The organism is Ruminiclostridium papyrosolvens C7 (assembly GCF_000421965.1).
Lineage (GTDB): Bacteria > Bacillota > Clostridia > Acetivibrionales > DSM-1351 > Ruminiclostridium > Ruminiclostridium papyrosolvens_A.
Map to the genome: position 1 here is coordinate 231483 of NZ_ATAY01000088.1, position 26294 is coordinate 257776.

A 26294-nucleotide genomic window follows, 5' to 3' on the forward strand; every position below is an offset into this window, starting at 1 on the left:
GATATATTATTACGTATTTTTATAATGCTTTATTTTTATTATATAATGAATTGCTGTTTTTGTCAGGCTGACAGTCTGTATTTTTTTCTGTATTCATAAAAACCTGTCATCAACAGCTCACTTCCCTTGGCTGCAAGCACGAACACAAGCATTATGGCAAAGTACCTGTACCTGACCTGTATTTCAATCAAAGCATGAGCTGCAAAATAGCATCCGAGAATTGAAGCTATCAATACTATCCCTGTACCGGCTTTTTTTCGTGAAATTGATAAACATAACCCTGCAAACATGAGTATAAATACAAGGATGTAATACATTTTTTCTATTTTCAGAATAGGGAGTTCATATTTTTTCAGGCTTTCCGAGGGCACGAGGTGATTGTTCACTTTGTCATAGAATCCCCACTTCATGGTATCAAAGTAGCTCCACATAATCTTTTGTTTTGTATTAATCAAATCAAACATTTTCCCTGGGCTTATGGATATACGTTCTTTTATTACCTTCTTTGATATTTGATTTCTCTTATTAAAATCCTTTATATAAAATATTTCGTTCTGGTCAGGATAAGAGAATGTTCCCTTGGTTTCATAATTGAAACCCACGACAAATTTCCACAAGGGATAGTTATTGCTCAAGCCTTCCGGGTTTATATCTGCCTTTTTTACTATCGTTGAAAAAGTAAAACTCAAAAGGAAATATGCTGCAATCATAACCACTGTAGCCCCAATACGAACAAGCTTTTTCTCCCGGATGGATTGTGCAACTGCCCAAATCACAACACCTCCGAGTATAACCACACCAAGGGGTCTAACCGCATTACCAAAACAAAGAAATATGCCTGCCGCCACGCTCCTTATTGCAATATTTATACGGGTTTCAAGGAGCAGGTATATGGAAAGCATAAACATACATGCAGCGAAATGCTGATTTGTAAGTACCGGGGTCAGAAAATAGGGTGCTGGATATAAAAGATACAATAAAGAGACAAACCTTGCCGTATAGTCATTTGAGATTTTTCTTGCAATAAGATAAATAAGGGAATTGGACCCTGCCATGAAAAAGCAATTTACAAGCTTTAATGGAAGAAGTCCCGTACCGAATAATTTCATAATCATGGAATAGTAAATAACCGGCCCTGTTTGATATGCAAATGACGTAAAGTAAAATTTATGTCCGAAGGACTTGTCTCCGTTATTGAGTTTTACCGCACAATTATAAAATGTACTAAAATCCGATATAGGTTGGGTATCAGTCGTAATCGCGACTAAACCTTTAGCTACAAATGCCAGCAGGAATATTACCGTAAAAAACGCCAAAGGAGATATATTTAACTTGTAGGAGACCAGGTAAACAATCAGTACTACCGGGATTACCAACAGTGCGTATATGAATGCATTATTATATGCAGAGTACAAAAAGTTAAGATACAGTAAATATGCTGTAAATGCTGTCAGTAGAATTATTATTGTCTTGTTTAATGCATCTCTGTTTATTGAACTCATTTAATGTCGTTTTTCCTCTCAGCCCCATCCTGAAATCCTAATAATTCTCCTACAATATATAATGGGCGGGCTTTTACCTCTTCGTATATCCTACCAACATATTCCCCCATAATCCCTATAACTATAAGCATCACACCGTTAAAGAACAGGGATACCGCCATTGATGAAGCCCAGCCTGAGGCAATATCGTTTTTTACAAATCTCTGTATCAAAACAACAATCAGATATATAAAGCTTATTATTGAAACAAGCATTCCGGCAAACGTTGCAAGCTTCAAGGGCTTATACGAAAATGAGAATATTCCGTCTCCTGCCAGCTTGAGCATTTTTTTAAGAGGGTACTTTGTTTCTCCAGCAAATCTCTTTTCACGTCTGTACTCTACGCTTGTCTGCTTGAACCCTACCCAACTCACCAAGCCTCTTACATATCTTGAACGCTCCGGGAGACATTTCATAGCATCACAGACTTTTCTGTCAATAAGCCTGAAATCGCCTACATCTACAGGTAGTTTGACATCCGTCATACTGTCAAGAAATCGGTAGAACATTTTGGCCGTAAACTTTTTAAAGAAGGTTTCTCCCTCTCTTTGAAGTCTCTTGCCATAAACCACTTCATATCCCTGTTCCCATTGTTCCACCATTTGAAGAATAACTTCCGGCGGGTCCTGCAAGTCTGCATCTATTATTACTACAGCGTCACCCTTTGCATAGTCCATGCCCGCCGTAATAGCTATCTGATGTCCGAAATTTCTTGCAAAATTTATAACCCGTACGCATGAGTTTGCCAAGGCAATTTCCCTGAGCTTTAAATATGTATTGTCTTTACTTCCGTCATTTATAAAAATATATTCAACATCCATAAAATAGTTTTCAAACACTCCGGAAAGCCTTTTAAAGGTTTCTTCTATTACTTCCTGTTCATTATAAACCGGTACGACTATTGATAATAACTTCTTTGACATTTAGTATTTCTCCTCGCTTTCAGCCGAGTATAATATAGCAGCTTTTTCCTATTTTTTCTTTAAACAATTATAACACACTAGTAATTATTATCAATTTTGACGTTAAATATTAAGAAAAAGTTCATATTTATGTAATATTGATACACAAAAAAATTCTTCTTTACAATTTTAACGTAAAGAAGAATTTTATAAATTTTACTAAAATTATTTTTTTGCTGAAAAACGCTCACATATATTATTTACCAGTATTGCAATTGTAAATATTATTCCCGCCTCCAGATACCCTCCAATGATATCGCTTGCATAATGGTTTTGAAGATAAACACGGCTAAAGCCGATAAGCAGCGGCATTATTATACAGAATACAGCAAGTGCAATTCTTCCTGCTTTTATTTTAATACGTTTATTAATTACAAGATAAAGTACCAGATAAAATATAAAGGCCATTGCTGCATGGCTGCTTGGAAAGGAGAATTTGTCCTCTTCCACATCCGGGTGAGGGCGTTGGAAAACGTCCTTTAGCAAAGGATTTAAAAACGATACAACAAGTATTGCCCCGGCATATGAAATATACTTAAAATATCCTTCCTTGTTAGCGAAAACTACAATTCCAAGTGCTGCTATTACCAACCCCAAATACAGGTTTACTTGTGGATCACCAATGCTTCCGAGGAATTTAACAAATTGTTTTGTAGTATGTGATTTAAGGCTTCTCAAAGAATCGTAAATGGTACTGTCAAAACCATCTATTCCCCCTGATTTAATCAGTAGAATTAGTCCTCCGAATACAAGACCCAATAATATAAGAAATATAGTACTAACAAAAATCCTATTATATTTGTTTTTTATATTTGATTCAGTCATAATATTGTTCACCAATGATTGAATCCCCTTTCCATAAAAAATATTCGTTTACCCCATGTATTCTCCGTTGTAGCTGACCATAACGGCATTTACAACACCTTCAATATCAATTATATCATTAACAAATTTACTATATCCATCTTTTAGTTGAACTTCAACCGTAAGCTCCATGCCTGTTTTGGACACCGTCTTGCCTTTAACAGTCGACTTTGCCGATTTTGTTTCTATTAGATTCATTACGCCGTCTTCAACATCTGAGTTTTCACAATTTATTACGATTATGTAGGGTGTAGTTCTGCTTTTCCTATTTACAAAAACAGTCATTACGATACCCATTAGAAGACTTGTTACAACTGCAAGTGGGATCATTCCGGCACCAACGATTATTCCCGATGTAATTGCCCAAAATAAAAAGACAATATCAAAGGGGTCCTTTAGTGCCGTCCTGAATCTCACTATGGAAAGTGTACCGAGCATGCCGAGAGAAAGTACTACATTACTGGAAACTGCCAGTATAACTGCACAGGTTATCATTGCCATTCCTATCAATGATAACCCGAAATTTGATGAAAACATAACCCCTGAAAATGTCTTTTTATAAACCATAAAAATGAAAAAGCCTATTATGAATGAAACTATAATTCCCACAAACATATCAAAACCACTTACTGCTGTAGCATTCTTAATAAAACTTGAATTTAAGATATTGTCCACTTTATTTTACCCCCTAGTAGTATTTATCCGAATTTCCTGCAGGCTACATATTTTGAAAAGGACGATATGAGCCTGTCCTGAACCATGACTATATCTGAAATCATGGTAGGTTTGTAATTATCATATTTGACCTCTAAAATTATTGTCCGCCCCTCTGCCAAAACTGTTGGAACATCTGGATTAAGCATATCCACACTATTTATACTTGTCCTTACATTCCTGTCCAATGTAATTCTCACATTACCGGCGGAGTATACAAAGGGTTCACGGTTATAATCCACAATTACTTTAGGTCTTAGTTGTTCTGTTTTCATTTTTGCATACAACTCGGAAACAAGCTTCCTGTCAGAATCAAGCATCCAATTTATGTCACCATCAATTATCCGCCTCACTTCCTCTTTTGTAACCGTTTCCGATACCTTGTTGCACATTCCGTTTATTTTGCTTTTCTTTTCAAGTTTTATGAAGTCATAATTATCATTGTAGCAACGAATTCTGAATTTCTCACGTATACTGACCCCACTTATCTTTTCATATAATGCCTTGTTGTATATGTTGTCAAAATACAGACTTCTTATTTTGTATTCACCTGTTTCATCAACGTGATTATCGTGCGGTATTACTGCTCTTAATCGTGATCGAACGGTAAGATAGTCTGAATAATTAAGAAATATCTTGTATTCATGACGTAATTTCAAAACTTCCCCTCCTTACCCTTCTTTTTTTATACTTTACACGTGAATACTTGCTTAGTAATATGGTAAATATGATTATTGCAATTAATGACAAAATTAATAGAATTTTTGATAACTCTGTATCTATTTCTTTATTATCTGATGCCTTGGTACTTTTTGAGACCTCAAAAGCGATTGGCCCCATTACTCCGAAGATTTTTTTTAGATAAGTAATATCTTCAGACGATTTAAATTTGGACATATCTATTTTACCGTCTGTTTTATATTCTTCGGGAAGGTAATTCATAAGTATTTTCAATACCCCATCCATGTCTTTATTGGAAATCCCCAATATCGAGTACATTGTAATTGTTTTGGTCATATCCAGATCCTGTGTGTCAATGAGTGTTTCAGGGTGTTCTTTTTGTCCGTTTAATGTTGACGGTACAGTATCGGTTAACTGTCCCTGAACACTTTTTGCTCTTAGCTTGCAGAATTTATTTAGTTCTTTGGCCCCCTCCACAAATTGATTGTATGTAAAAAATCCCTTTTTATCATTTTTGATATATGGAGATATAATATCAACAGTTGATTCATAAAATTTGTCAAAGTAACCGCTGTTAAAATAGTCATTAATAAATTTCTCAAAATACTGATGATACTTATCTGAGTACTTACTGTTTTTAAGTATTTGATTTATCATTGGTCTTTTTTCCAATTCAGCTTTAAATACAGGTGTATTAATAGGATAATTCACCATACTTTTAGTAGAACTCATACCATACCGGGCCTCTGATGTTTTTATATAATTGCCGAACAGATTTGAAGATGAATTTCCGGGATCAACTGCAAAGGAACCAAAAGCCAGATTATAGTCCCAAGGTATCATTGATAATTTACCGCCACGTTCACAGAGATAATAGTTATGTGAAAAAATACTAGTATACCCATCGTAATTATCCACAAAGTTATGGACTACGAAGTACTTTATTACAGAGTCAACGTCCACTGTATTATCCAAATCTTCACCGCTGTTCAGCTTTTTTATTGAATTAATCAGTCTTCCTTCGTCACTTTCATCTACAGAAAAAACTCCTGAATTCAAAATAGCTTTATAGCTCTTAGGATTATTATCAATATATGTCAGACCTGTAACATCTGTGTTAATTTCGTTTGAGTCTATAAGTACTTTTGCCATATCCCCAAGCATGTCGACCCTTGTGCCGCTGTTAAAGTCTTTATAGGCACTGCCGGACATAGCATTTGCAAGATACTCAACTGCGGATTGACCGTCTTCCGTCTCGTAGCCCATAATTTTTATATAATCATATTTTGGTAACTCTAGTGCATCAGGCTTATATAGTTTTGCGTCAATGACACCGTAATTCCTAACACAAAAAGATTTTTCTACGGCTTCCATAGCCAGATAAAAGCCAAAATCCTTTCCATTCAATGTTATATTTACATAGCTTGATAACGGAGCCGCTATTCCCATATAGTTCATCATATGCTGTGCCAAATAATCCTTTATATAAGTGGTATCCTGTGAGCAGCTATTTAGTATCATTTTATCAAGTCCGTCAAAGCTCTGATTTTTATAGTGGTCAAACTCAACCTTGAAACAGAAGTTTTGAGAATTCATGTCCATTACCTGTTTTAAAGATGTATCGCCTTTTGGCCTTATCCCAACTTCATTAATCCTGACACCATCTATAATCATCGTACAAGGAATATATTGTTCATACTGGGCATTTTCTATCATATTACCCCAGATACGATCATCAACTTGAATATCTATAGTATGTACTTCGGAATCATCAAAAAGTGTTTTCGGGTACTTTATAGCATTAACGGATAAATCCTTGGAACTTAAACCGCTATTTGCAGGAACGCTGTTACTGTCTGCCATAGACATTAAGAAAAATAACATGCAAAGTAGGCAAGCGGCAAAAATTATACATATTCCATTTTTATACCTTTTTGTTTCCATTTTACAAATCCCTCATAATATGTTATATAAATAGAATAAAACAGTTGCGTGCTTTTTCAACATACAATAAAGTACCAAATGTATGTTTTTGAGGTAAACTATGATTAATATGTCAAAAAGTAGACAATTTACCCTAGGAATTTTGTTGGATGCATTCTGGAAATTATATAGAAATCATGATATAGAAAAAATTACGATTAAAAAAATTACAGACACAGCCGGATATAATAGAATTACCTTTTATGATTACTTTCAAGATATATATGATGCTCTTGATTGTCTTGAAAATAAAATATTGTCTGATATTGAATATAAATTACATATACTGATTGGTGAGTCAGCAAGTACTACTAACGACACTTTTCTCGAAAAAGTAGTATCTTTGTTCGAAGAGTACCAGGACTTTCTCGAAAGATTTTTCAGTGACAGCAGCAATACAGGTTTTGAAAAAAAGCTGCAGAATTTCATTAAAAGTCTACTGACAAAATACTCATCTAGTCCAACAAACTTCACCAACATATACGTGCTAGAATTTTATACTTCAGGCCTTGTAGGTGCTCTCAGAATGTGGTTTAAAAGTGACTTTAAAACGTCCCTTAAAGCTTTTCTCTACGTAATATGCCCTATTATTAAAGTAGATTAAGTAAGATAAGTATATAACATTAATAAACGGGGTAAAAAGAAACACCCATTTATTAATGTTATACCTTTATCCAATTATTTAAAATTCTACTATCTGATTTTTATATGGACTTCACGAAGTTGTTTTTCTGTTACTTCATTTGGAGCACAGCACATCATATCCTGAGCGTTACCGTTCAGCGGGAATGGAATAACCTCTCTGATATTTTCCTCGTTTCTCAGCAGCATAATCATTCGGTCAACACCCGGAGCCATTCCGGCGTGAGGAGGAGCACCATACTGAAATGCATTATACAATGCGCCGAATTTCTGCTGAAGGTCTTCCTCTGTATAACCTGCAATTTCAAAGGCTCTCACCATTATATCTAAATTATGGTTTCTAACCGCACCTGAGGACAGTTCAATGCCGTTACAGACTATATCATACTGATATGCGAGAATTTCCAACGGGTTTTTGCTATTAAGTGCTTCCAGTCCGCCTTGAGGCATTGAGAACGGATTATGTGTAAATATAATCTTCTCTTCTTCTTTGTCATACTCAAACATAGGGAAATCGTTAACAAAGCAAAAGCGGTATGCATTTTTTTCACAAATATCAAGACGGGTGCCAAGTTCTGTGCGAATCTGACCTGCCAAAAGTGCTGCACGTTCTTCTGTATCTGCTATAAGGAAAATTGTATCACCCGGATTTAGCCCTGCAATTTGTGCAATCTCGCCCTTCATGTCATCGGGAATGAATTTATCTATAGGCCCCTTATATGTCATGTCGTCATTTACTTCGAGATAACCCAGACCACCCATGCCGATTGAAATAGCAAATTCCAACAACTTTTCATGAAACCCTTTTGACATGTCAGCATGTACCTTGATTGCACGAACTGTTTTGTTGTGAAAAGGTTTGAAGGTACATCTCTGGAAGAAATCAGTTACATCTACTATTTTTAGAGGATTCCTCAAATCCGGTTTATCAGTTCCGAATTCAAGCATCGCCTGCTTATAGCTTATTACCGGATACGGTGCCTCTGTTACCACACTGCCTTCAGGGGCGAATTTTTTAAATGTAGCTGTCAGCACTTCTTCACCTGCACGGAATACATCTTCCTGCGTGGCAAAGCTCATTTCAAAATCCAACTGATAAAATTCGCCCGGAGAGCGGTCGGCACGTGCATCCTCGTCACGGAAGCATGGTGCTATCTGAAAATACTTGTCAAAACCGGATACCATTAAAAGCTGCTTGTATTGCTGGGGGGCCTGTGGAAGTGCGTAGAACTTTCCTTTATATTTACGGGATGGAACTATATAATCTCTCGCACCCTCAGGTGATGAAGCACAGAGAATAGGAGTCTGGATTTCCAGAAAGCCCATTTCAGTCATCTTTTGTCTTAAAAAGCTGATAACTTCAGATCTGAAAATTATATTGTCTTTGACTTTCTTATTTCGCAGGTCAAGATAACGGTATTTAAGACGCAAATCTTCTCGTATTTCCTTTGACGTCATTATTTCAAAAGGCAACTGTTTGTATACCTTGCCAAGTATTTCAACGGATTGTGCTTCCATTTCAATTGTTCCCGTAGGGATTTTAGGATTATATGTTTCTTCGTCACGTATTTCAATTTTACCCTCAACGCATATACAGTCTTCTTTGTTGATTCCGGCTAAAAGGTTTTTGTCTCGCATTACAACCTGCATTACGCCGTACATATCTCTGAGATCTATAAAGGAAACTCCTCCGTGATCCCTGATGTTCTCAACCCATCCTGCTATTTTTAATCCCCAGCCAACATCGCCTTCGCTGATTTTATCCAAGGTCCTGTTCCGATATATGTTTGATGTGTTCATAAGTTTTCTCCTTATAATCAATATTTGAGCATAAAAAAATGCTCATCCAAAACTAAAAAGTCCAGGACGAACACATAATGTCCGCGGTACCACCTGAATTACTGACTAACAGTCACTCAACGGTTCAAAAAACCTTGCTGTTTTTCGCACAGCCTACGGCTCTCCTACTTATCACACAATATTACTCGTACGATGTTCAGATTGCAGCTGCTAAAGTGTTATTCACGCAAATTCACTTTATGGGGTTCTCACTATCTCCCACTCACTGAGAACGATAAGTTGCGTTACTTCTCTTCGTCATCGCCATTAAACTCAATTATAATTCTTGTGTTTTTAAGCAGGCATTGTCTTTATGCCAAATATTATCACACCCTTTCTGTATAAAAAAAGAACCACATGTAAATTTAACTAAAATCTACCAATGTGATTCTTACTATTACAGTATCACATAGGTACAAGTCTTAGCACTTGCACCTATGATTTTTTCTCATAGCCACAAGTGCTAAATATTGTACCCATTATTCAGTTTTATAAACTGAAAATTCAACATATTAGCTCCTGCCTTTTTTAAATTTATAATAATTTAGTGTACCATGCTAAAGTGCTAAATGTCAATGGAAAAATTGTTTTTAACTATTTTCATCAACTATTTTTCTCAGCTCATCTACTTCATCCTTGCTTAATTTTTTTCTTTTTAAAAAAGTAGTAAAAAATAGCTTTAATGAGCCGGAATAAATCTTCTCTATATGCTCCTGTGTTTCAGACCTCATTACCTGCTCTCGCTTTACCAGTGATTGGATTTTTGTGTTTTTATTTTTTATTATACCTCTCTCGCAAAGCCTTCTTATGACTGTATATGTAGTTGATTTTTTCCATCCCAGTTCCTCACTTGCAATACTAACCAACTCGGTGCTTTTTATAGGTTCGTTGTTCCAGATAATGTTCATAAATCGTAATTCTGCATCAAATATTTTAATTTCATCCATTATATTACCTCGGTGTAGTGAATTAAACTAAATCCAGATCTAGTTTTTAGTTTAATTTACTACAACAAGTCTGTCAAATAAGCTGTTTTCACACAAAAATTACAGGGCAGACCCAAGACGGGTCTGCCCTGTATAAAAATAATACGTTAAGGTGTTATAGAGTTTTAACTATACCTAAAAGATATTGCTTTAATACAGCAAAATCCATTGCATCAACAGTACCATCACCATTAGTGTCTGCTGCTTCCAAATTGGGCAATGTAGTTGTCTTACCCAGAAGGTAAGACTTCAGCAATGCAAAGTCAACAGAATCTATAGTACCATCATCGTTAATATCACCACGTGTTACCGGTGGTTCTTGAGTTACTGCACCCCAAATCTTGAAATTTCCGCTTACATGAAGCATTCCAAGCATATAAAGCATTCCATCGTAATAACGGTATTGTCCTGATGGAACAGCAGTATTCCATAATTCATCAACAAAAGGCTTAGCAGTTGTTGCATCTTGTGCCAGTGATGTTACGGCATTCATAGCTACCAATCCTGGAGAATGATCACTGCTCAGCTTTGAACCTGATAATGTATACTGGTTACCATAAGAGGATAAACCTTGGTTTTTGAAGAAAGCCTGTATTTTAGGCGCGAAAGTAGTTGCAGGCCAGCTGTCTTTTTGCCACCAAGCATAATCCACGCAGGAATTTTGAATAACTCTCCATGCGTCAAATCTGAAATCTCCATGACCTGAACTCCATGAAACTTCCTTTGCTGAACCATCGAAATTTGCATAGTCAGGGTTCAGTCCTGTTGTTGAATTAGTAGACTTTTTGAAGAATTCTCTGCTCTTAGCAGCTACAGTACTCCATGTAGCCCTGTCTCTTTCAGGTCCCCACAATGCCCATAATTCATAGAATGCAGGAAGATGATAGGACGGATCTGTAAAATCATAATTTCCTGCACTTGGGCAGAAAACAACCTGATTCTGGTTTTTATTAATCAAATTATATCCAACACCGTCATCTGACTGGTGAAGCATTGCGTCCAATATAGTCTGTGCTTCTGCTTCGTAGTTGTAAATACCTGTTCCGTTCCCCCATCTGCGTGCAGCAAAAAGAAGAGCCATAGCAAAGTATTCATCACCATCAGAAGCAGGAGTACTATCTATTATACCGCCACTATAGTTACACTGCCATGCAAAAAATCCCTTAAATTGACCGGAGGTTTGATACATGTGGTTTCTAGCCCATTTCCACAGCATATCAAATTCCTTCTTTTTGTCCATTTGTACACAAACCATCATACCGTATGACATACCTTCCGAACGTACATCACCGTTTCCGGTATCTCTTATGTATGCCTCGTCGGTTCCTGATTCATAAAATAGCCTTTGATTGTTAGTGTCTCCTTTGAAAAACTTATCGAACATAGTAGCCAGCTTATCTTGCACCTGAGCCTCTGTCTTTCCTGTCTCAACGAAGACGTTCCTGTAGTTTCCGGTGGCGTAATATCCACCTGTCTCTGCACTTGCGATATTTATTGGTATAATTGAAACAATCATAGCCAAAACAAGCAAGCAAGCAAAAAACTTTTTCATTTTACTTTCCTCCCTTAATAGAATGATTTTGTATTTAAAGTTTAATCCGGGGTTTAGCCCAAACCAACCTTAATACCTTTTTGAAAAGCATTTTATAAATAGATTATGGTTTAACCGATTAAACCCGTCCTAAGTTTAGCATATAAAACCTATACTGTCAATTTATGATAAATTTTGAACTTGTTTACATAATGGTTATTGTGAAAAAATAAAATCTCCTGCATACAGTTAATAACTGTTACAAGAGACTTAATATAATAGAATTCGTTTTTTTATTGTCTACTCTTTTCATCAACTTTCTAAAAGTCGCTTTATATGCACCCATTGAGGCCAAAGTTACAATGACCAAATGTAAAATGAACTGAAAAAACTTAATTGTGAAATTAATTTTGCAATTATAAAAGGGTATAAAAAAATAAGCTGCTGGTTACCAGCTTAATGCCTCCTTTAATTCCTTTAAATATTTTCTCCCTACAGGAATAATATTTTTGTTATCCTTGAACTTTAATGCTAAGGTTGAATTACAGGCCCTCCGTCAATGAAAACATTAATTTTATCGTTTTTTAAAATGTCTTCATCAATATTCAAGCTTAATATCTTTACCATGCTATTTATAATCCTTCAAAATTAATTAATATATTGTAAATTTTTCCCAATATATAAACTCATTATCTCTTTTAATTTCATTCATTCCACACTTTTTCAATAGTTTAATCGAAGGTATATTATCAATTAAACAATCGGCTTTAATAACCTTTACTATGTTTTTTTGTGAAGCCCATTCCATTAGAGAACTTGCAACTTCGTACCCATAACCCTTTTGCTGCTCTTCTTTTATTAAACCAAACCCTATTTCAATTTCTCCATTTTCATTTGGAGCACCTTTAAAGCCGGCGTCTCCTATAACAGTCATGTCTTCTTTTTTTGCGACCATCCATACATCAAATCCGTCAGCATCAGTTTTTTTCATTTTATCTTTTATGAAATGTAAAATATCTAAAGTATCTTGAAGCGGCCACTTGCCATTAAAATTAACACCCAGCTTTTTATATTCCTCAGTGCTACCGCTTAAAACAGTACATACCATTGAATATGTCATAGGTATAATGATAAGTCTATCTGTTACAATATTGTGTACTACCATGATTCCTTTTCCCCTTAAAATATATTATAAAATAGTTGTGACTTTAGTAATATTGGTTCAGGGGTCATTTCCTATTTCTGGATTTTATTAAACCCCTTATTAATAAAATTAATCCGATAATAACCGCTCCAATTACCAATGCTGGAATTACTATATAAATGAACAAAATGAAAATTGCAGTCTCTCTATTCCATTCCAAGCTGTTTACTCTCTCCCATCTAAACTTTTATGGCTAAACTCAGTAATATTTGTATAAACAAATAATTCTTTTACCTCTATTTATTTAATGTAATAATATCCTTATTAAGTGTGACAACTTTCATAAGGCATTGCTTACTTCCTGTTTTAATGCTCTCCAATAATTCAATTTCAACTTCACAATCAAAAACATATTCAAAGATTTGTTTATTATATCCAACTGTGCAATAACACCAAGTTTTTGTGGGCAAAACATCAACACTTTCAAGCATAGGACATGGGCAAGAAAAATATTTGGTGAATAAACATCCATCTTCTATGTACCACCCTGCCCCGTATTCATTCATTTTATCAACAAAATCCGCCATAGTATTTGAGGATTTATATATATTTCTAATGAATTCTTTTGATTCGTCCAATTTTCCATTTTCATTGCAGTAACAACCCATTCGTATATTCTTTATTGTTTGTTCCTCAAAATGTTTCTCAAGTTCAGAAGAAACGTATTTTACCCATTCTGATTTTTCACTGTTGTTTGATGATGTTATTATACCCGTACCATAAGAAATTTTTTCAGCAATCTCGTGAGTGCTGAACTTTAATATATTATCATAAAGTTTTCTCGCTTCACTGTGTTTTTGTTTTGTCATGCTCAATCTCCAAATCCTAAAGTTTGGCCATCATAAAATTTTTAAAATCCTTCAAATTATCTATGTTATGTTTTCTCAGTGGAATTGTCCTGTTTACTTCATCTTCCTCGAAAATGATTACAATATAGTTCTTACTTTGCTGAATCTTAGAAATTTTATTATAGTTTACTTTGTATATTTCTTGTATATTGGATGTTTCCATTGTAAGGTAGTTCTACTGTAAAAACCTATCATTCTCCATTATATATAACCTCGTAAATGCTTTTGCTTTATTTAAATGCTTAATAACCAAATATTCTATATCTAAATTAACGCTTATTTACAAACCTTTATAGCATCAAATTACGTTGTATTTTGGTGTAATTAAAAACGCATCATTTTACTGAATGTCGGTAAGATAAAATCCTTATTATTAATGTTAATTTTCAATTATAATAATGCTTTAATAATTAAAGCAACCATTATTACCCATATTAGAATTATTGGTATTGCACAATACCATCTTTTAGGTTTTTCATCTTTCCATAACTGCTCTGATTCAAGACGGCATTGTTCAATTAACTCTCTTGGTATCGCCTTAACTGTTGCAGATATCAGTAATGGTAATATTATTATATCATCAAGATATCCAAGAACAGGAATGAAATCAGGAATCAAGTCAATTGGAGACAAAGCATATCCTATTGTTATAATTCCTAAAATCCTTGCTAACCAGGGTGTTTCTTTTCTTTTCAATGCCAAAAAAACTGCTGGAATATCTTTTTTTAGTCGCTGTGCTCTCTCTCTAATTTTCATAAAAAGCCCTCAAAAAAAAGTCTATCTTTTATTCTTAAGTGTTCCGTACCCTTTTAAAATTAAACGAATTGAATAAATCAGCTCAACTAATATTATTAATACTATCAATCCCGGAGTATGTATAAATAATTCGTCACTTTTATTTAAATAAAATTGCATACATATCGTTACACCTATTATTTGGGCGAACGTAATAAATAGTAATATACTTCCTAATTTAAACATTATTACCACCTCAAATATTTATTATATTTTGTAAAAATATAATGAATATTGTTGTACCATTATTGTGTTTGTAATATTAAATTAAACCTTTATAATAAGCGGTTTCCTTGCATCAATAATAATTGATACCATACCAAGCTTTTCTAGAGAATTTCTTGTGTCAAATCTAAAAGAGCGTCCAACCTTTCCATCGCTTTCGTTCCAATATGTATAATGAAAATCTCCATTTTCATCACAGTATTCAAGCAATGAAACTATAAAACCTGCACTTTTAAATACATTCTCTAAAGTTTGATAATCGTAAACTATTTTATGAGTAGCAGCAGGATGTTCGATAGGTCCCGGTCCACCCACTTGAACCATATTCTGATACCAATCATTACGAAAGTTTATATCGGGAACAGCACAACGAATATACCCACCTGGTTTTAAATATTTATAACAATTTATTGCTGCTAATACACCCTCTTCGTATGTTAAGTGTTCCCAAACATGTTCTGCCAATATAGCATCTATACTTTCTACTGAGAATAACTTATTCCAATCAGTAATAGAAAGTAAATTTAACTCATTTTCCTGAGTTGGTATCCAACCTTCATATCTTATTTGTCCAGCACCTATTATAACTTTCAACTTTACACCTCTATAATAATTTCAATGCATAGTCTCTATATCAGATATTAAAATTCAGATTCTTTACTTTGCATTTTAATGAAATATTTCATCATATTATCATCGTCGCTATGGTTATATGAATATCCAAAGTGTCTTCCGACCTCAGAAGCAACAGTACGAAAAAGTTCACATGCTGCAAAAATTGCCATCCAAAGCATTTCAAAATTTGAATAGGTTTTTGTATATAACTGGTAAAAATCTGCAGGCAGATACTTATTAAAATATTTCCCCCACATCCCAACAGAAACAGAAAATTCTGTTTCTGTCCCGATATACCACTCAATCATTCTATCAAGCTCTTTGTGTACTATTTCGTTATACATTCTCATGGCATAGGGAAATTGGTCTCGTACAATACCTTTTACAACATTGTTAAGACACCACCAAAATTCATTGCAGCAGGCGTCATATTTGGATTTGTTAGGTTTTTGTATCCAATAGTCTTTATCATTTGCTGGTGGTATATGTGGTAAAATATTATCCTTATCCAAAAGTGGAACTGTTAAACTGTCTGTTGTGTATTCTTCAAGCATTACTTCTCTAATTTGTATATGTAAATCAATACGGTTACCATCTTTGAAAAGCATTAACCAACAATACGAACAACTATAGTCTGTATTTTCTCCCCATCCAAAGTCGTTGGAATCAGGTTCCTGTACCATTGCGATTTCCCCAAAAACCGAAATCCAACTCTTGTTTATCAAGAAGGATTCTGTTTCAGTTACAACATAAACAATATCATAATCCTGATATTTATCTTTTTTTATTATTCGGATTCGCACGTGAACCATTCATATAAACTGCTCGGATACGCTCATCAGCTTTCGCAACATCTAATATTAAATCAAACATTTCCTGTTCTGTTCGCATGTTTCCACCCCGGTAAATATTTCTAATATTCTATTTACAAGAATTTCTAATACATCATTTACATGTAATGATATGACTAGATGTACCATTTAGTCAAGTTACATCGCATTAAACTAGTTGTTAAAATCCACAACTTTTCCAACTCAATATATTCTTCTTTGCTACTCAAAACAGACATGAAAAAACCGCAGTTCAGGTCACTACTGAATTTGCGGTACAAATTGATACGTGTTATTACAGTATTACTTTTGAATCCTGATTGAATACTACTTTCCAATTACCATTATCGTTTATCCAAAGTGAAGAAACCCTAAATGTCCCTGCCAAAGTATAATCTTGACAGCCAACTCTCACAACGTAGTTAGTTAAAACCACATTTTGGTTAATAACTTTTACATCAAATTCACTAAGCTCATAATTACTTAGGTTTACGTGTTTTACAATCTTAGTATATTCTGAGCCACTTTCTTTAAATCCTCCGCATATCATTATTGCATCTGTGGAAACTATCTCTCCAAATGAAGTCGAATCACCTGTCGCAAAAGCTTCCCACATCTTCTTTTCCATACTGATTACTTTTTCTTGTAATGACAGATTATCCATAATCCATACTCCTTTAAACTTATTGATGACCTTTTTCAATTATTAGACAACCTATAGGGTATTAAAATATAAACTTCTAAATAAACGGTATACTCCGTATCCCAGAAGAGAACCAAGCACATTTAAGATTATGTCATCTATATCGCAAGAGCCTAAACAAAATATAAATTGCACCAGCTCAATAAGCAGGCTAAAACAAATAGATAGTAAAATAGTAGCTGTAAATCTCTTGCAAAATCTGAATAGTACTGGTAAGAAAAAACCAAAAGGACTAAAGGCAACTGTATTTCCTAATATGTTCTCCATTGCAATCCGAGTAGAAGGTTCACCTTTCAAATATGGAATTATCGTATTTATAAAAGGGATATAGTTTATAGAAGTTATTCTTTGAGAAAGAGGTATTTGTCTGCCAAATTCAGCCATAATAAGTGCTTTTCCATCCTTGAAGACAATTACATTAACAATAATTAGTAAATATAGTATAAATAACCCCCAAAATATAAACCTCAAACTTATTAATATCAATTTTTTATTCGGCATTATCTCCTCTATTAAATAAGTAATTCATAATATCAGATTTTATACTTCTTCAGCACAGTACTTGTTACTTGCTCAACAATATCACGGATTAAAAATTCATCAGGTAGATTATCACCTGTATTGTATTCCAAATCCTTTCCCTTTGGCGTACCGCCTGTATTAATTCCAAGTTTCCGGCGGATTTCTACCAACTGTGAAATCTGCTTGGAATTAAGTTCATTGGCTTTTCCGATTATATTTCCGGTGTACATTAATACCGTGGCATAGTACTCCAGCGACTCAAGGCGGTGATATGCTTCAAATACATCCTTGCCCCACGTCACAGCTCCATGGTTTGCAAGAAGTACCGCATTGTAATCCCGGCAATAGGGTGCTATTGAGTCCGGAACAGCTTGACTGCCCGGGGTAGCATAGGGAGCTATAGGTACAGTACCCAAATTAACTACTGCTTCTGGCAATATGGCCCTGTCCAGTTCAATCCCCGCAATTGCAAAAGAAGTGGCTACCGGAGGATGTGCATGGGTTACAGCCATTACTTCAGGATTTTCACTATATACACGCAAGTGCATTTTCAATTCTGATGAGGGTTTGGTGTTGCCGGATACAACCTGTCCGTTCAAATCCACCTTCACCATCATTTCAGGAGTCATGTATCCCTTTGAAACACCTGTAGGAGTTGTCAATATTTCATTTCCACCTGTCTTAATACTTATATTACCGTCATTGGAAGCTACAAAGCCTTTCAAATACATTCTCTTTCCAACTTCAATTATGGCATGTGCGGCTTCCTCATCAGTAAGATATTTAGAGCTGTTTTTCTCTACCATTACACCATACCTCTTTTACGTTTAAATATTTCTTTTAGTGATTCATTATATGGAGCTTTTGCTATACCATATTCAGTTATTATTCCGGTAATGAACTTTTCATCTGTAACGTCAAAAGCAGGATTATAAACCTTTATATCCTTTGGCGCCATTCTTTTTTGATACCACATTTCAGTAACCTCTTCGGCATTACGCTCCTCTATGCATATATCCCTCCCCGAAGCACAATTCAAATCTATTGTTGACGTTGGAGCACAGACATAGAAGGGAATATTATAGTTTTTTGCTAATATGGCTACCCCAGAGGTTCCTATCTTATTTGCAGTATCCCCGTTAGCCGCAACTCTGTCGCACCCCACAAAAACAGCTTGAACCCATCCGTTTTTCATAACTGCTGAAGCCATGTTATCACAAATAAGTGTTACATCCACACCCGCCTTATTTAATTCATAAGCGGTTAATCTGGCTCCCTGAAGCAGGGGTCGGGTTTCATCGGCAAAAACCTTCAGGTTATAGCCCTTTTCCTGACCTACGTATATAGGTGCCAGTGCAGTTCCGTATTTGGATGTGGCAAGTTGCCCGGCATTGCAATGTGTAAGAATCCCCATATCCGGCTTTATCAGTTCAAGTCCGTATTCGCCTATACTTCTGCACACCCATGTATCCTCTTCTTTTATTTTGTGAGACTCCTTGAGCAGCTCAGCCTTTATATCATACACTGCTTTTTCCTTGTTTTTTTTAACACATTCATCCATTCTGTCAAGTGCCCAGAACAGATTAACAGCCGTGGGTCTGGAGGATGTAAGATATTTCTTGAGCCTGATAAATTCGGAATAAAACCCTTCATACTCTTGGGCCTTTATGGCCTTGGCACCAAGGTAAATCCCGTATGCCGCCGCAATCCCGATTGCAGGAGCCCCTCTTACCCTTAGCTTATATATGGCTTCCCAGACTTCTTCCTGAGTTTTTAAATTTAAAAAGACAGTTTCAGAAGGTAACAAGGTCTGGTCAATTATTATCAATTCACTATTGGCATCATCCAGTATAACAGTTTCCATATCGTAAACATTCTTTGTGGTATTTGCCATTTTGTTACCTCTCCTATCCCAGAAATTCGGTTTCCACCTCTTTTAAGGTATTTACAAACTGTTCCCCAAATATATAGCTTTTACGGTTCTTTATGTATCGTTTTGCAACAGTTATGCAAATACGTTCTGCACGTAATCTTGCACTTTCATTTTCTATGGAAGTAATGTCCTTAACATGTGCCATACCAACAATACGCCTGCATAGTTCAAGCCCTGCAACCGCTGCAGTGTCATGTATTACCTGACTTAAATACCACTGCGCAAAGTCAGGGGTTTTTGCCAGAATTTCTTTGGCTTCTTCCTTCCATACTTTCAGAAATTTTGCTTTGAATTTATCAATAATTTCACAAATGATATTCTCAACCCAATTTTTGAAGTTAATACAATCTTCCTCATTATCCATTGTAGCATCTGCGTTTATCCAGGAAAATATCATATTTGCGATGATGTTACCAACGTCATAACCCATAGGCCCATAAAATGCAAATTCGGGGTCTATAACCTTAGTTGAATTTGCATTAACAAATATAGAACCGGTGTGCAAGTCTCCATGAATTAAGGCCTGTGCGTTTGTCAGAAATTCAAACTTTAATTTTGCAACCTCCAACTTTAGCTCATTATCGCTATAAAGCTCTTTTTTTACCCAATCAAGGTTCGGTGGAAATACATCATTACGATGCTTATAGTCATTAAATGGCTCCGTGTACACCAGATCCTCTGTTATTTCGCAAAGTTCCGGGTTTGTATAGCTTTTTACAAGTGATTTTTTTTCCTGATGGTTTAAAAAGACGTCTGAAGTTAAGAGTAAAGTATTGACCATAAATGTTGTGATATGTTCCGCAAAATTCGGAAAAATCTTATGTTGAAGAAGTGCTTGTCTCATGATTGTATAATCGGACAAGTCCTCCATGGAGCAACAGCTCATAATATCGTCATATTTATATACTACCGGTACAAGGCCCGGTGCTAAATCGCCCTGAAATCTAAGAGTTTCTGCCTCAATTCTGTTGCGATCCGGGGAAAGCTTGAAATCGTCAGAAATTCTTGCAGTATATCCCGCTTGTTTTATTATCACTGATTTATCAGATTTTTTGTCCCATACCCGAAAAACATAATTCAGATTTCCATCACCTATTTCTTTGCTGTCAAGCTCAGAATCGCAGCAAAATATACTGAGCTTTTCCGCTGCATAATCAGCTGCATCCGATGGACTCATTAAAAAATACTTATCAAATTTCGACATATGTAATTTTCTCCTTTTGAAAAAAGTAAGATAAAGTAATGCCTTTACTAAATTTTACCACATTATGATAATTAGTGTAAAGGCGACAGGATTTTCTTTATACAATTTACAAGATATTCATTATCTTTTTTTGATTTTACAGCAATCCTGAAATAAGTTTCATCCAGTCCTCTATAATTGCAACAGGAGCGTATCAATATGCCGAATTTTTCTAGTTCATTAGGAAGTGATTTTATCTCTGTTCTGAATAAAATATAATTTGCTTGTGAATTTACAACTTCAAATCCAAGCTTTATAAGGCTATTTTCCAAAAAGGTTCTGTTATATTTAATTAGTTTCCTTGTTCGGTTAACATAATCTGTTTCTTTGAGAGCGGCAATCCCACACTTCTGAGCAGCTACCGATACATTCCAAGGCTGACCTGCCCGATGCAGGGCTTCTATGACATTTACATCGGAACATATTCCATAGCCTAAGCGAATTCCAGCCATTGCATATATCTTTGTAAATGCTTTCAGGACAATTATATTTTCATAAGTGTCAAGACTGTCCATAACACTATACTCCTGCGGATTATCCAAAAAGTCCATAAAACATTCGTCAATTACCAGAATGGTCTTTGTTGACTTACACTTTTCAGCGATTTTCAGAACCGTTTCCTTATCTGTCAAAACACCTGTGGGATTATTGGGGTTGCATAAAAACATTAGCTTGATATCAGAAGTTATTTTATCAAGTATTTCAATATCAATCTTAAAATCCTTTTCCTTCAGCAGATAGTAATACTCAACATCGCTGCCAAATAATCTTGCTGCCTCCTCATACTCGGAAAATGTAGGTGCAGTAAGAAGCACTTTCTCCGGCCTTATTGCAAAAGCAATTCTATATACTACATCAGCTGCTCCGTTGCCACAGAATAAATACTCTTCCGGTACCTTAACATATGCAGAGATTTCCTTTTTCAATTGTCTGCATAAGGGATCAGGATAGTTACAAAAATCGTCTATGCCATCGACAATGGCCTTTTTTACACCTTCCGGTAATCCCAAAGGATTAATATTGGCAGAAAAATCAATGAGCTTTAAATTTTCCGGTAAATTTCTTTTACTATAAATGTCTCCCCCATGAACAAGCTTTTTCATTAATCCCTCCTGCATAAAAATCATATATTTAAAATAACCAACCTGAGCCCGCATAGAATAATAAGTGCTATATGTGCGGTTGTGTACATTAGCTTATTGGCTGTTTTTATATCATCAATTTTTATGTTTCTGTTATTATCGCCAATGGTTTTTTTCTCAACAAGTTTTCCAAAATAATATGCGTCTCCGGCGAGCTGTACATTCAGTGCTCCTGCACATACAGCTTCTGTCTTTGCACTGTTTGGACTGGAATGATTCCTTTTATCCCTCTTGTATATCCTGAATGCATTTTTATAATCCAATCTACAGATAAAACTAGCCCCTACCATTATATACGCAGATAGAACGGCAGGAATAAAATTCAAAACATCGTCAAGCTTTGCTGCAAACCTGCCAAAATAAAGGTACTTGTCGTTCTTGTAACCTATCATTGAATCCATTGTATTAACAGCCTTGTATAAAAAGCCGAGAGGTGCTCCGCCAATCACCAGAAATATTAAAGGTGCAATTACTCCATCGGATGTATTTTCAGCAACCGTTTCAACTGCAGCTTTGGTTATCCCCTCTTTAGTCAGATTTTGTGTATCACGTCCGACTATCCATGATAAATACTTTCTTGCATTTGTAAGGTCATGGTTTTTGAGATGATAATAAACCCTCATGCTCTCGGTCTTTAAGCTTTTTGTTGCAAGTATCTGATAACAGAACAGGGATGCAACAGCCACTTCAAGGCATATACTTAACCTGCTTAGAAAATGCAGTAGCAAAAACGGTATAATTAATGAGAATGCCGTAATTATTATGGCAAGAACAGCTCCTGCCACAAACTCACCTTTGTTTGATTTGGGAAAGGCCTTTCTTATCAGCTTCTCACCCTTTGAAATAAACCACCCTATCAGTCTTATGGGATGAGGCAGCCACGAGGGGTCACCCAAAATCAAGTCCAGTATAAAGCCAATGGCAACTTCAATTAATATTTTCATATAGCCTCCTATGGATTTATGTCTCTAGGAGAAACCATATACAGCAAGGCATTAACTATTGCCGCTGCCACATTACTTCCGCCCTTCCGGCCTCTGGCTACTATAAAAGGAATATTTTGCTTCATTATCATTTCCTTTGATTCAACAACGTTTACAAAGCCTACAGGAACACCAACAATGAGTTTAGGCTCAACCTTACCTTCATTTATCAAACTATTAAGCTCAATTAATGCAGTAGGTGCATTTCCTACTACTATAACAAGGGGTTTTTCTATCCCGGCGGCCTTTCTCATGGATATGGCAGCTCTGGTTGTTCCCTCTGCCAACGCCTTATCCGCTACTTCCTTATAGGACATAAAGCACATGACCTCACAGCCGCAGCGTGCAGCAGCCGCCTTATTTATTCCTGCCATGGCCATTTGAGTGTCTGTGACAATACAGGCACCTGCTTTTAAGATTTCCACAGACTTTTCAATAACACCCTCTGAAAACGCAAGATTGTCTGCATATTCAAAATCAGCAGTGGTGTGAATAACTCTCTTAATTACAGGCTCACAATGCTTGTCAAGAACCCTGTCTCCAAGCTCACGGCTAATAATCTCAAAGCTTTTATTTTCAATTTCCATTGGTCTCATTAGTCAGATTCCTTCCTCGATAACTTTGTAAATATATTCTAAATCCAGAGATTCTCTTAAAGCGTCGGCCAACAGGTCATACTGCTTTTCCTTATATTCCTTAAGATTAAAGGAGGTATGTTTCTCATATTCAAGACCTTTTTCCTTCATCAATGCCGCTGCAATCTCTGAAAGTATTTCCTCACTGTCAAAAACTCCGTGGACATATGTGCCGTATATATTCCCGTTTTGCATACCGTCAGGCTTTTCATTCCCATTGATTTCGGTCAGATTACTAAGGGATGAACCACCTTCGTTTCCTGCCTCCGAAGCAGTATAACCCATATGTATTTCATAGCCTTCAAATATTTTTCCGCTAAGCCCCTTGAATATTCCTCCCACTTTACTAAAAGCACCTGTAACTCTTGTACGCGTTTTTTCTTTTTCAAATACAGTGCCGGATTTTAACAGACCCATCCCCTTCATTTCTCCGCCATGTTCAACTCCATACGGGTCTTTGAGTGTTTCACACAGCATTTGATAACCCCCGCAGACTCCGAATACAGGCTTATTTTCAGCTGCGTGCTTTAGAATACATGCTTCCAGTCCGTTTTCTCTCATCCATTTCAAATCACCCATGGTATTCTTACTGCCCGGAATAATTATCAAATCAGGATTTTTCAACTCATTGACACCTGATACATATCTCACACTTGCATATTCAATATGTTCAAGTGCATTAAAATCAGTAAAATTAGAAATTCTGGGCAATTTGATTACGGCAATATCAATTAGGCCTAAAGAAGACCCCTGTTTGGAAAACCTTTCAGTGAGGCTGTCTTCATCGTCAATATCAACCTGAAGATATGGTACAACACCAACAACCGGAACATGTATAAGTTCACAAAGCATATCAAGACCCGGTTTTAAAATTTCTACATCTCCTCTGAATTTATTGATTATTGTTCCCTTGACATGTTTCCTCTCATCTTCGTCAAACAGCATAACTGTTCCGTATAAAGATGCAAAAACACCTCCCCTGTCTATATCCCCTGCAATTAGTACAGGAGCTTTCAACATCTTTGCCAGTCCCATGTTTACAAAATCATCCCGCTTTAAATTTATCTCAGCAGGACTGCCTGCTCCTTCAATAACTATAATATCATTTTCCTCTGAAAGGCTTTCATAAGCCCTGTTTATATGGGGCAGCAGATTATGCTTGTATGCATAATACTCCGTAGCCGTCATGTTTCCTATTGGCTGCCCCTCCAAAATCACCTGTGAACCCTTTTCACTTGTAGGCTTTAACAAAATGGGATTCATTCTTACGTCAGGAGCCTTTCCTGCCGCTTCCGCCTGTACTACCTGTGCCCGCCCCATTTCTGAGCCGTCAGCCGTAATGTATGAGTTCAGGGCCATGTTCTGTGATTTGAAAGGTGCTACTCTATAACCATCCTGTGCAAATATGCGGCACAACCCTGCTGTCAGTAAGCTCTTGCCTGCATTTGACATTGTTCCCTGAATCATAATTGGTTTTGCCATAGAAATCATCTCCTAAATGTATTTACTAAAATTACAGCATTTTTGCAAAAAACCTTCTGCAAACTTAATATTGCCATAGAAATGTATGTGAGGATAACCTGCAAACAGTGTATCGGATGCAAAAATGCATTCCCATTTTCTTCTGCCCTCCGGCTTTACTGACTCAAAACTGTTTCCATTGTTGTCACTGTCACTGTAATGAAATTCGTGAGCATTAATACTCTCACCTTTTTTACAGAACAGATTATCCTCTTTCGCAATAAGAGTTGTATAACCGAATCGGGACAGCCTCTCACTCATTGTGCTGTTTCCGTCAAGAACCCCCGACATGGAATATTTGTTGTTTTGCTTATCTGAGATTGATTGCTGAATATACATAAAGCCTCCGCACTCGGCATATGTCGGCAACCCTTTTAAAACGGTCTCCTTTATGCTCTTTAGCATGGTTTTATTCGAACTTAATTTTCCTGCATACAACTCGGGATAGCCGCCCCCCAATATTAGTCCGTGTATATTACCGGGTAGTCTTTTATCTTCAAGAGGTGAAAAATATGTAAGCTCTGCTCCCATTTCCCTCAGCAGCTCAAGGCTATCCTCATAGTAGAAGCAAAATGCCCTGTCCTTTGCCACAGCAATATTACAGCTATATTTATTCTCAACAGAAACAGGGTCATATTCCATAGCTCCGGCTGTTTGTGCCAACCTCACAAGCCCGTCAATATCAATGAACTCCTCTGCATTTTTTGCCATTATATTCAGCTTTTTTCGGATATCTTTTATTTCATCGGCTGTGACAAGTCCCAGATGTCTACTTTCAATGACAGCCTCCGGCATAGACGGTAAAAAACCCAATACCCGGATTCCGGTCTTTTCCTCTATCATTGGCTTGTACATCTGATAAAGTCCGGGTGAAACCGAATTTATAATAACACCCTTAATATTGTTTTCAGGCATGAAATCCCTGAATCCGTTTATTACTGCGGATATGGAAAGAGCCATCCCCTTGGGGTCAACCACCAATACCACAGGTGTCCTTGTAAGACGGCTAATTGAATAAGACGAATGTCTGCCATCATTTCCGAGTCCGTCATAAAACCCCATAACCCCTTCTATAACAGCTATGTCATTTCCATCAGAATTTTTGTCCAGAAGATGCTTTAGGTTATTTTCTCCCAAAAGAAATGTGTCCAGATTCCGGGACTTGATACCTGTTATTTCCGTGTGAAACATGGGGTCGATGTAGTCAGGCCCGCACTTGAAAGCAGAGGTTCTTATCCCCCTGTTGACCAGTGCATTAAGTATTCCGCAGGTAACCGTAGTTTTACCGCATCCGCTTCCTGTTCCTGCAATCATAATTCTGGCAGTTTTGCATGTCTTGATTATAGCCACCC

At 36.2% G+C, this 26294-nt stretch carries 26 protein-coding genes; 1 reads left to right on the plus strand and 25 read right to left on the minus strand.

Annotation, left to right across the window (positions count from 1 at the left end):
• Positions 1 to 62: 62 nt before the first annotated feature.
• From L323_RS37805 to L323_RS37830, 6 genes are all read right to left on the minus strand, one after another.
• On the minus strand, positions 63 to 1502 hold the full coding sequence (locus tag L323_RS37805; protein WP_020816870.1) for a glycosyltransferase family 39 protein: 1440 nt from the start codon (positions 1500 to 1502) through the stop codon (positions 63 to 65).
• Positions 1499 to 2464, minus strand: coding sequence for a glycosyltransferase family 2 protein (locus L323_RS37810; RefSeq protein ID WP_020816871.1), 966 nt, complete (start codon positions 2462 to 2464; stop codon positions 1499 to 1501). Before L323_RS37810 ends, L323_RS37805 begins: the two co-directional genes overlap by 4 nt.
• A gap of 204 nt (positions 2465 to 2668) precedes the next feature.
• Positions 2669 to 3328: a phosphatase PAP2 family protein gene (locus L323_RS37815; protein ID WP_038276146.1), complete on the minus strand. Its 660-nt coding sequence runs from the start codon at positions 3326 to 3328 to the stop codon at positions 2669 to 2671.
• Between the two features lie 48 nt (positions 3329 to 3376).
• Complete coding sequence (locus L323_RS37820) at positions 3377 to 4042, minus strand: DUF4956 domain-containing protein (RefSeq protein WP_020816873.1); 666 nt, start codon at positions 4040 to 4042, stop codon at positions 3377 to 3379.
• A 23-nt stretch (positions 4043 to 4065) separates the two neighbouring features.
• The gene (locus L323_RS37825) at positions 4066 to 4740 is read right to left on the minus strand and encodes a polyphosphate polymerase domain-containing protein (RefSeq protein WP_020816874.1); all 675 of its coding nucleotides are present in this window, start codon (positions 4738 to 4740) and stop codon (positions 4066 to 4068) included.
• Entirely contained in the window at positions 4724 to 6706 is a 1983-nt protein-coding gene (locus tag L323_RS37830; RefSeq protein WP_020816875.1) for a CotH kinase family protein, read from the minus strand. Before L323_RS37830 ends, L323_RS37825 begins: the two co-directional genes overlap by 17 nt.
• Before the next feature lie 100 nt (positions 6707 to 6806).
• Here L323_RS37830 and L323_RS37835 point away from each other — a divergent pair, with 100 nt between their 5' ends.
• Positions 6807 to 7349, plus strand: coding sequence for a TetR/AcrR family transcriptional regulator C-terminal domain-containing protein (locus tag L323_RS37835; protein WP_020816876.1), 543 nt, complete (start codon positions 6807 to 6809; stop codon positions 7347 to 7349).
• Positions 7350 to 7438: 89 nt separating this feature from the next.
• Here L323_RS37835 and aspS read toward each other — a convergent pair whose 3' ends face one another.
• From aspS to L323_RS37935, 19 genes are all read right to left on the minus strand, one after another.
• Positions 7439 to 9187, minus strand: a complete 1749-nt coding sequence (gene aspS, locus L323_RS37840) for an aspartate--tRNA ligase (protein ID WP_020816877.1) — start codon at positions 9185 to 9187, stop codon at positions 7439 to 7441.
• 629 nt (positions 9188 to 9816) lie between these two features.
• Entirely contained in the window at positions 9817 to 10173 is a 357-nt protein-coding gene (locus tag L323_RS37845; RefSeq protein ID WP_020816878.1) for a BlaI/MecI/CopY family transcriptional regulator, read from the minus strand.
• 154 nt (positions 10174 to 10327) lie between these two features.
• A complete protein-coding gene (locus tag L323_RS37850; RefSeq protein ID WP_020816879.1) occupies positions 10328 to 11764 on the minus strand; it encodes a glycosyl hydrolase family 8 in 1437 nt (478 codons plus the stop codon).
• A gap of 631 nt (positions 11765 to 12395) precedes the next feature.
• Positions 12396 to 12908, minus strand: a complete 513-nt coding sequence (locus L323_RS37855; RefSeq protein WP_020816881.1) for a GNAT family N-acetyltransferase — start codon at positions 12906 to 12908, stop codon at positions 12396 to 12398.
• Positions 12909 to 13183: 275 nt separating this feature from the next.
• Positions 13184 to 13756: a DUF6144 family protein gene (locus tag L323_RS37860; protein WP_020816882.1), complete on the minus strand. Its 573-nt coding sequence runs from the start codon at positions 13754 to 13756 to the stop codon at positions 13184 to 13186.
• Between the two features lie 429 nt (positions 13757 to 14185).
• Positions 14186 to 14551, minus strand: coding sequence for a YkvA family protein (locus L323_RS37870; RefSeq protein ID WP_020816884.1), 366 nt, complete (start codon positions 14549 to 14551; stop codon positions 14186 to 14188).
• A gap of 306 nt (positions 14552 to 14857) precedes the next feature.
• Positions 14858 to 15409, minus strand: a complete 552-nt coding sequence (locus L323_RS37880; protein WP_020816886.1) for a class I SAM-dependent methyltransferase — start codon at positions 15407 to 15409, stop codon at positions 14858 to 14860.
• A gap of 47 nt (positions 15410 to 15456) precedes the next feature.
• Positions 15457 to 16242, minus strand: a complete 786-nt coding sequence (locus L323_RS37885; RefSeq protein ID WP_242835329.1) for an aminoglycoside 6-adenylyltransferase — start codon at positions 16240 to 16242, stop codon at positions 15457 to 15459.
• Entirely contained in the window at positions 16205 to 16321 is a 117-nt protein-coding gene (locus L323_RS42175) for an aminoglycoside 6-adenylyltransferase (RefSeq protein ID WP_431602538.1), read from the minus strand. The genes L323_RS37885 and L323_RS42175 overlap by 38 nt, the downstream gene beginning before the upstream one ends.
• A 234-nt stretch (positions 16322 to 16555) precedes the next feature.
• Positions 16556 to 16924, minus strand: a complete 369-nt coding sequence (locus L323_RS37890) for a nuclear transport factor 2 family protein (RefSeq protein ID WP_020816887.1) — start codon at positions 16922 to 16924, stop codon at positions 16556 to 16558.
• Positions 16925 to 16975: 51 nt separating this feature from the next.
• Positions 16976 to 17464 (minus strand): VanZ family protein, encoded by a 489-nt coding sequence (locus L323_RS37895; RefSeq protein ID WP_020816888.1) that lies wholly within the window; start codon positions 17462 to 17464, stop codon positions 16976 to 16978.
• Between the two features lie 32 nt (positions 17465 to 17496).
• Complete coding sequence (locus L323_RS37900; RefSeq protein WP_020816889.1) at positions 17497 to 18291, minus strand: class II aldolase/adducin family protein; 795 nt, start codon at positions 18289 to 18291, stop codon at positions 17497 to 17499.
• Positions 18291 to 19379: an S-methyl-5-thioribose-1-phosphate isomerase gene (gene mtnA, locus L323_RS37905; protein WP_020816890.1), complete on the minus strand. Its 1089-nt coding sequence runs from the start codon at positions 19377 to 19379 to the stop codon at positions 18291 to 18293. The genes L323_RS37900 and mtnA overlap by 1 nt, the downstream gene beginning before the upstream one ends.
• Before the next feature lie 13 nt (positions 19380 to 19392).
• The gene (mtnK, locus tag L323_RS37910) at positions 19393 to 20622 is read right to left on the minus strand and encodes an S-methyl-5-thioribose kinase (protein WP_020816891.1); all 1230 of its coding nucleotides are present in this window, start codon (positions 20620 to 20622) and stop codon (positions 19393 to 19395) included.
• A gap of 71 nt (positions 20623 to 20693) precedes the next feature.
• Positions 20694 to 21764, minus strand: a complete 1071-nt coding sequence (locus L323_RS37915; RefSeq protein ID WP_020816892.1) for a pyridoxal phosphate-dependent aminotransferase — start codon at positions 21762 to 21764, stop codon at positions 20694 to 20696.
• 20 nt (positions 21765 to 21784) lie between these two features.
• The gene (gene cbiB, locus L323_RS37920; protein ID WP_020816893.1) at positions 21785 to 22747 is read right to left on the minus strand and encodes an adenosylcobinamide-phosphate synthase CbiB; all 963 of its coding nucleotides are present in this window, start codon (positions 22745 to 22747) and stop codon (positions 21785 to 21787) included.
• 8 nt (positions 22748 to 22755) lie between these two features.
• Positions 22756 to 23382: a precorrin-8X methylmutase gene (locus L323_RS37925; protein WP_020816894.1), complete on the minus strand. Its 627-nt coding sequence runs from the start codon at positions 23380 to 23382 to the stop codon at positions 22756 to 22758.
• A gap of 3 nt (positions 23383 to 23385) precedes the next feature.
• On the minus strand, positions 23386 to 24903 hold the full coding sequence (locus L323_RS37930) for a cobyric acid synthase (RefSeq protein ID WP_020816895.1): 1518 nt from the start codon (positions 24901 to 24903) through the stop codon (positions 23386 to 23388).
• A gap of 12 nt (positions 24904 to 24915) precedes the next feature.
• Positions 24916 to 26292, minus strand: coding sequence for a cobyrinate a,c-diamide synthase (locus L323_RS37935; RefSeq protein WP_038276149.1), 1377 nt, complete (start codon positions 26290 to 26292; stop codon positions 24916 to 24918).
• Positions 26293 to 26294: the final 2 nt, after the last annotated feature.

Coding starts and splice junctions, on each gene's coding strand:
- L323_RS37805 (WP_020816870.1), bottom strand. CDS start 1,502: ATGAGTTCAATAAACAGAGATGCATTAAACAAGACAATAATAATTCTA.
- L323_RS37810 (WP_020816871.1), bottom strand. CDS start 2,464: ATGTCAAAGAAGTTATTATCAATAGTCGTACCGGTTTATAATGAACAG.
- L323_RS37815 (WP_038276146.1), bottom strand. CDS start 3,328: ATGACTGAATCAAATATAAAAAACAAATATAATAGGATTTTTGTTAGT.
- L323_RS37830 (WP_020816875.1), bottom strand. CDS start 6,706: ATGGAAACAAAAAGGTATAAAAATGGAATATGTATAATTTTTGCCGCT.
- L323_RS37835 (WP_020816876.1), top strand. CDS start 6,807: ATGATTAATATGTCAAAAAGTAGACAATTTACCCTAGGAATTTTGTTG.
- aspS (WP_020816877.1), bottom strand. CDS start 9,187: ATGAACACATCAAACATATATCGGAACAGGACCTTGGATAAAATCAGC.
- L323_RS37845 (WP_020816878.1), bottom strand. CDS start 10,173: ATGGATGAAATTAAAATATTTGATGCAGAATTACGATTTATGAACATT.
- L323_RS37850 (WP_020816879.1), bottom strand. CDS start 11,764: ATGAAAAAGTTTTTTGCTTGCTTGCTTGTTTTGGCTATGATTGTTTCA.
- L323_RS37855 (WP_020816881.1), bottom strand. CDS start 12,908: ATGGTAGTACACAATATTGTAACAGATAGACTTATCATTATACCTATG.
- L323_RS37860 (WP_020816882.1), bottom strand. CDS start 13,756: ATGACAAAACAAAAACACAGTGAAGCGAGAAAACTTTATGATAATATA.
- L323_RS37870 (WP_020816884.1), bottom strand. CDS start 14,551: ATGAAAATTAGAGAGAGAGCACAGCGACTAAAAAAAGATATTCCAGCA.
- L323_RS37885 (WP_242835329.1), bottom strand. CDS start 16,242: ATGGTTCACGTGCGAATCCGAATAATAAAAAAAGATAAATATCAGGAT.
- L323_RS42175 (WP_431602538.1), bottom strand. CDS start 16,321: ATGCGAACAGAACAGGAAATGTTTGATTTAATATTAGATGTTGCGAAA.
- L323_RS37890 (WP_020816887.1), bottom strand. CDS start 16,924: ATGGATAATCTGTCATTACAAGAAAAAGTAATCAGTATGGAAAAGAAG.
- L323_RS37895 (WP_020816888.1), bottom strand. CDS start 17,464: ATGCCGAATAAAAAATTGATATTAATAAGTTTGAGGTTTATATTTTGG.
- L323_RS37900 (WP_020816889.1), bottom strand. CDS start 18,291: ATGGTAGAGAAAAACAGCTCTAAATATCTTACTGATGAGGAAGCCGCA.
- mtnA (WP_020816890.1), bottom strand. CDS start 19,379: ATGGCAAATACCACAAAGAATGTTTACGATATGGAAACTGTTATACTG.
- mtnK (WP_020816891.1), bottom strand. CDS start 20,622: ATGTCGAAATTTGATAAGTATTTTTTAATGAGTCCATCGGATGCAGCT.
- L323_RS37915 (WP_020816892.1), bottom strand. CDS start 21,764: ATGAAAAAGCTTGTTCATGGGGGAGACATTTATAGTAAAAGAAATTTA.
- cbiB (WP_020816893.1), bottom strand. CDS start 22,747: ATGAAAATATTAATTGAAGTTGCCATTGGCTTTATACTGGACTTGATT.
- L323_RS37925 (WP_020816894.1), bottom strand. CDS start 23,382: ATGAGACCAATGGAAATTGAAAATAAAAGCTTTGAGATTATTAGCCGT.
- L323_RS37930 (WP_020816895.1), bottom strand. CDS start 24,903: ATGGCAAAACCAATTATGATTCAGGGAACAATGTCAAATGCAGGCAAG.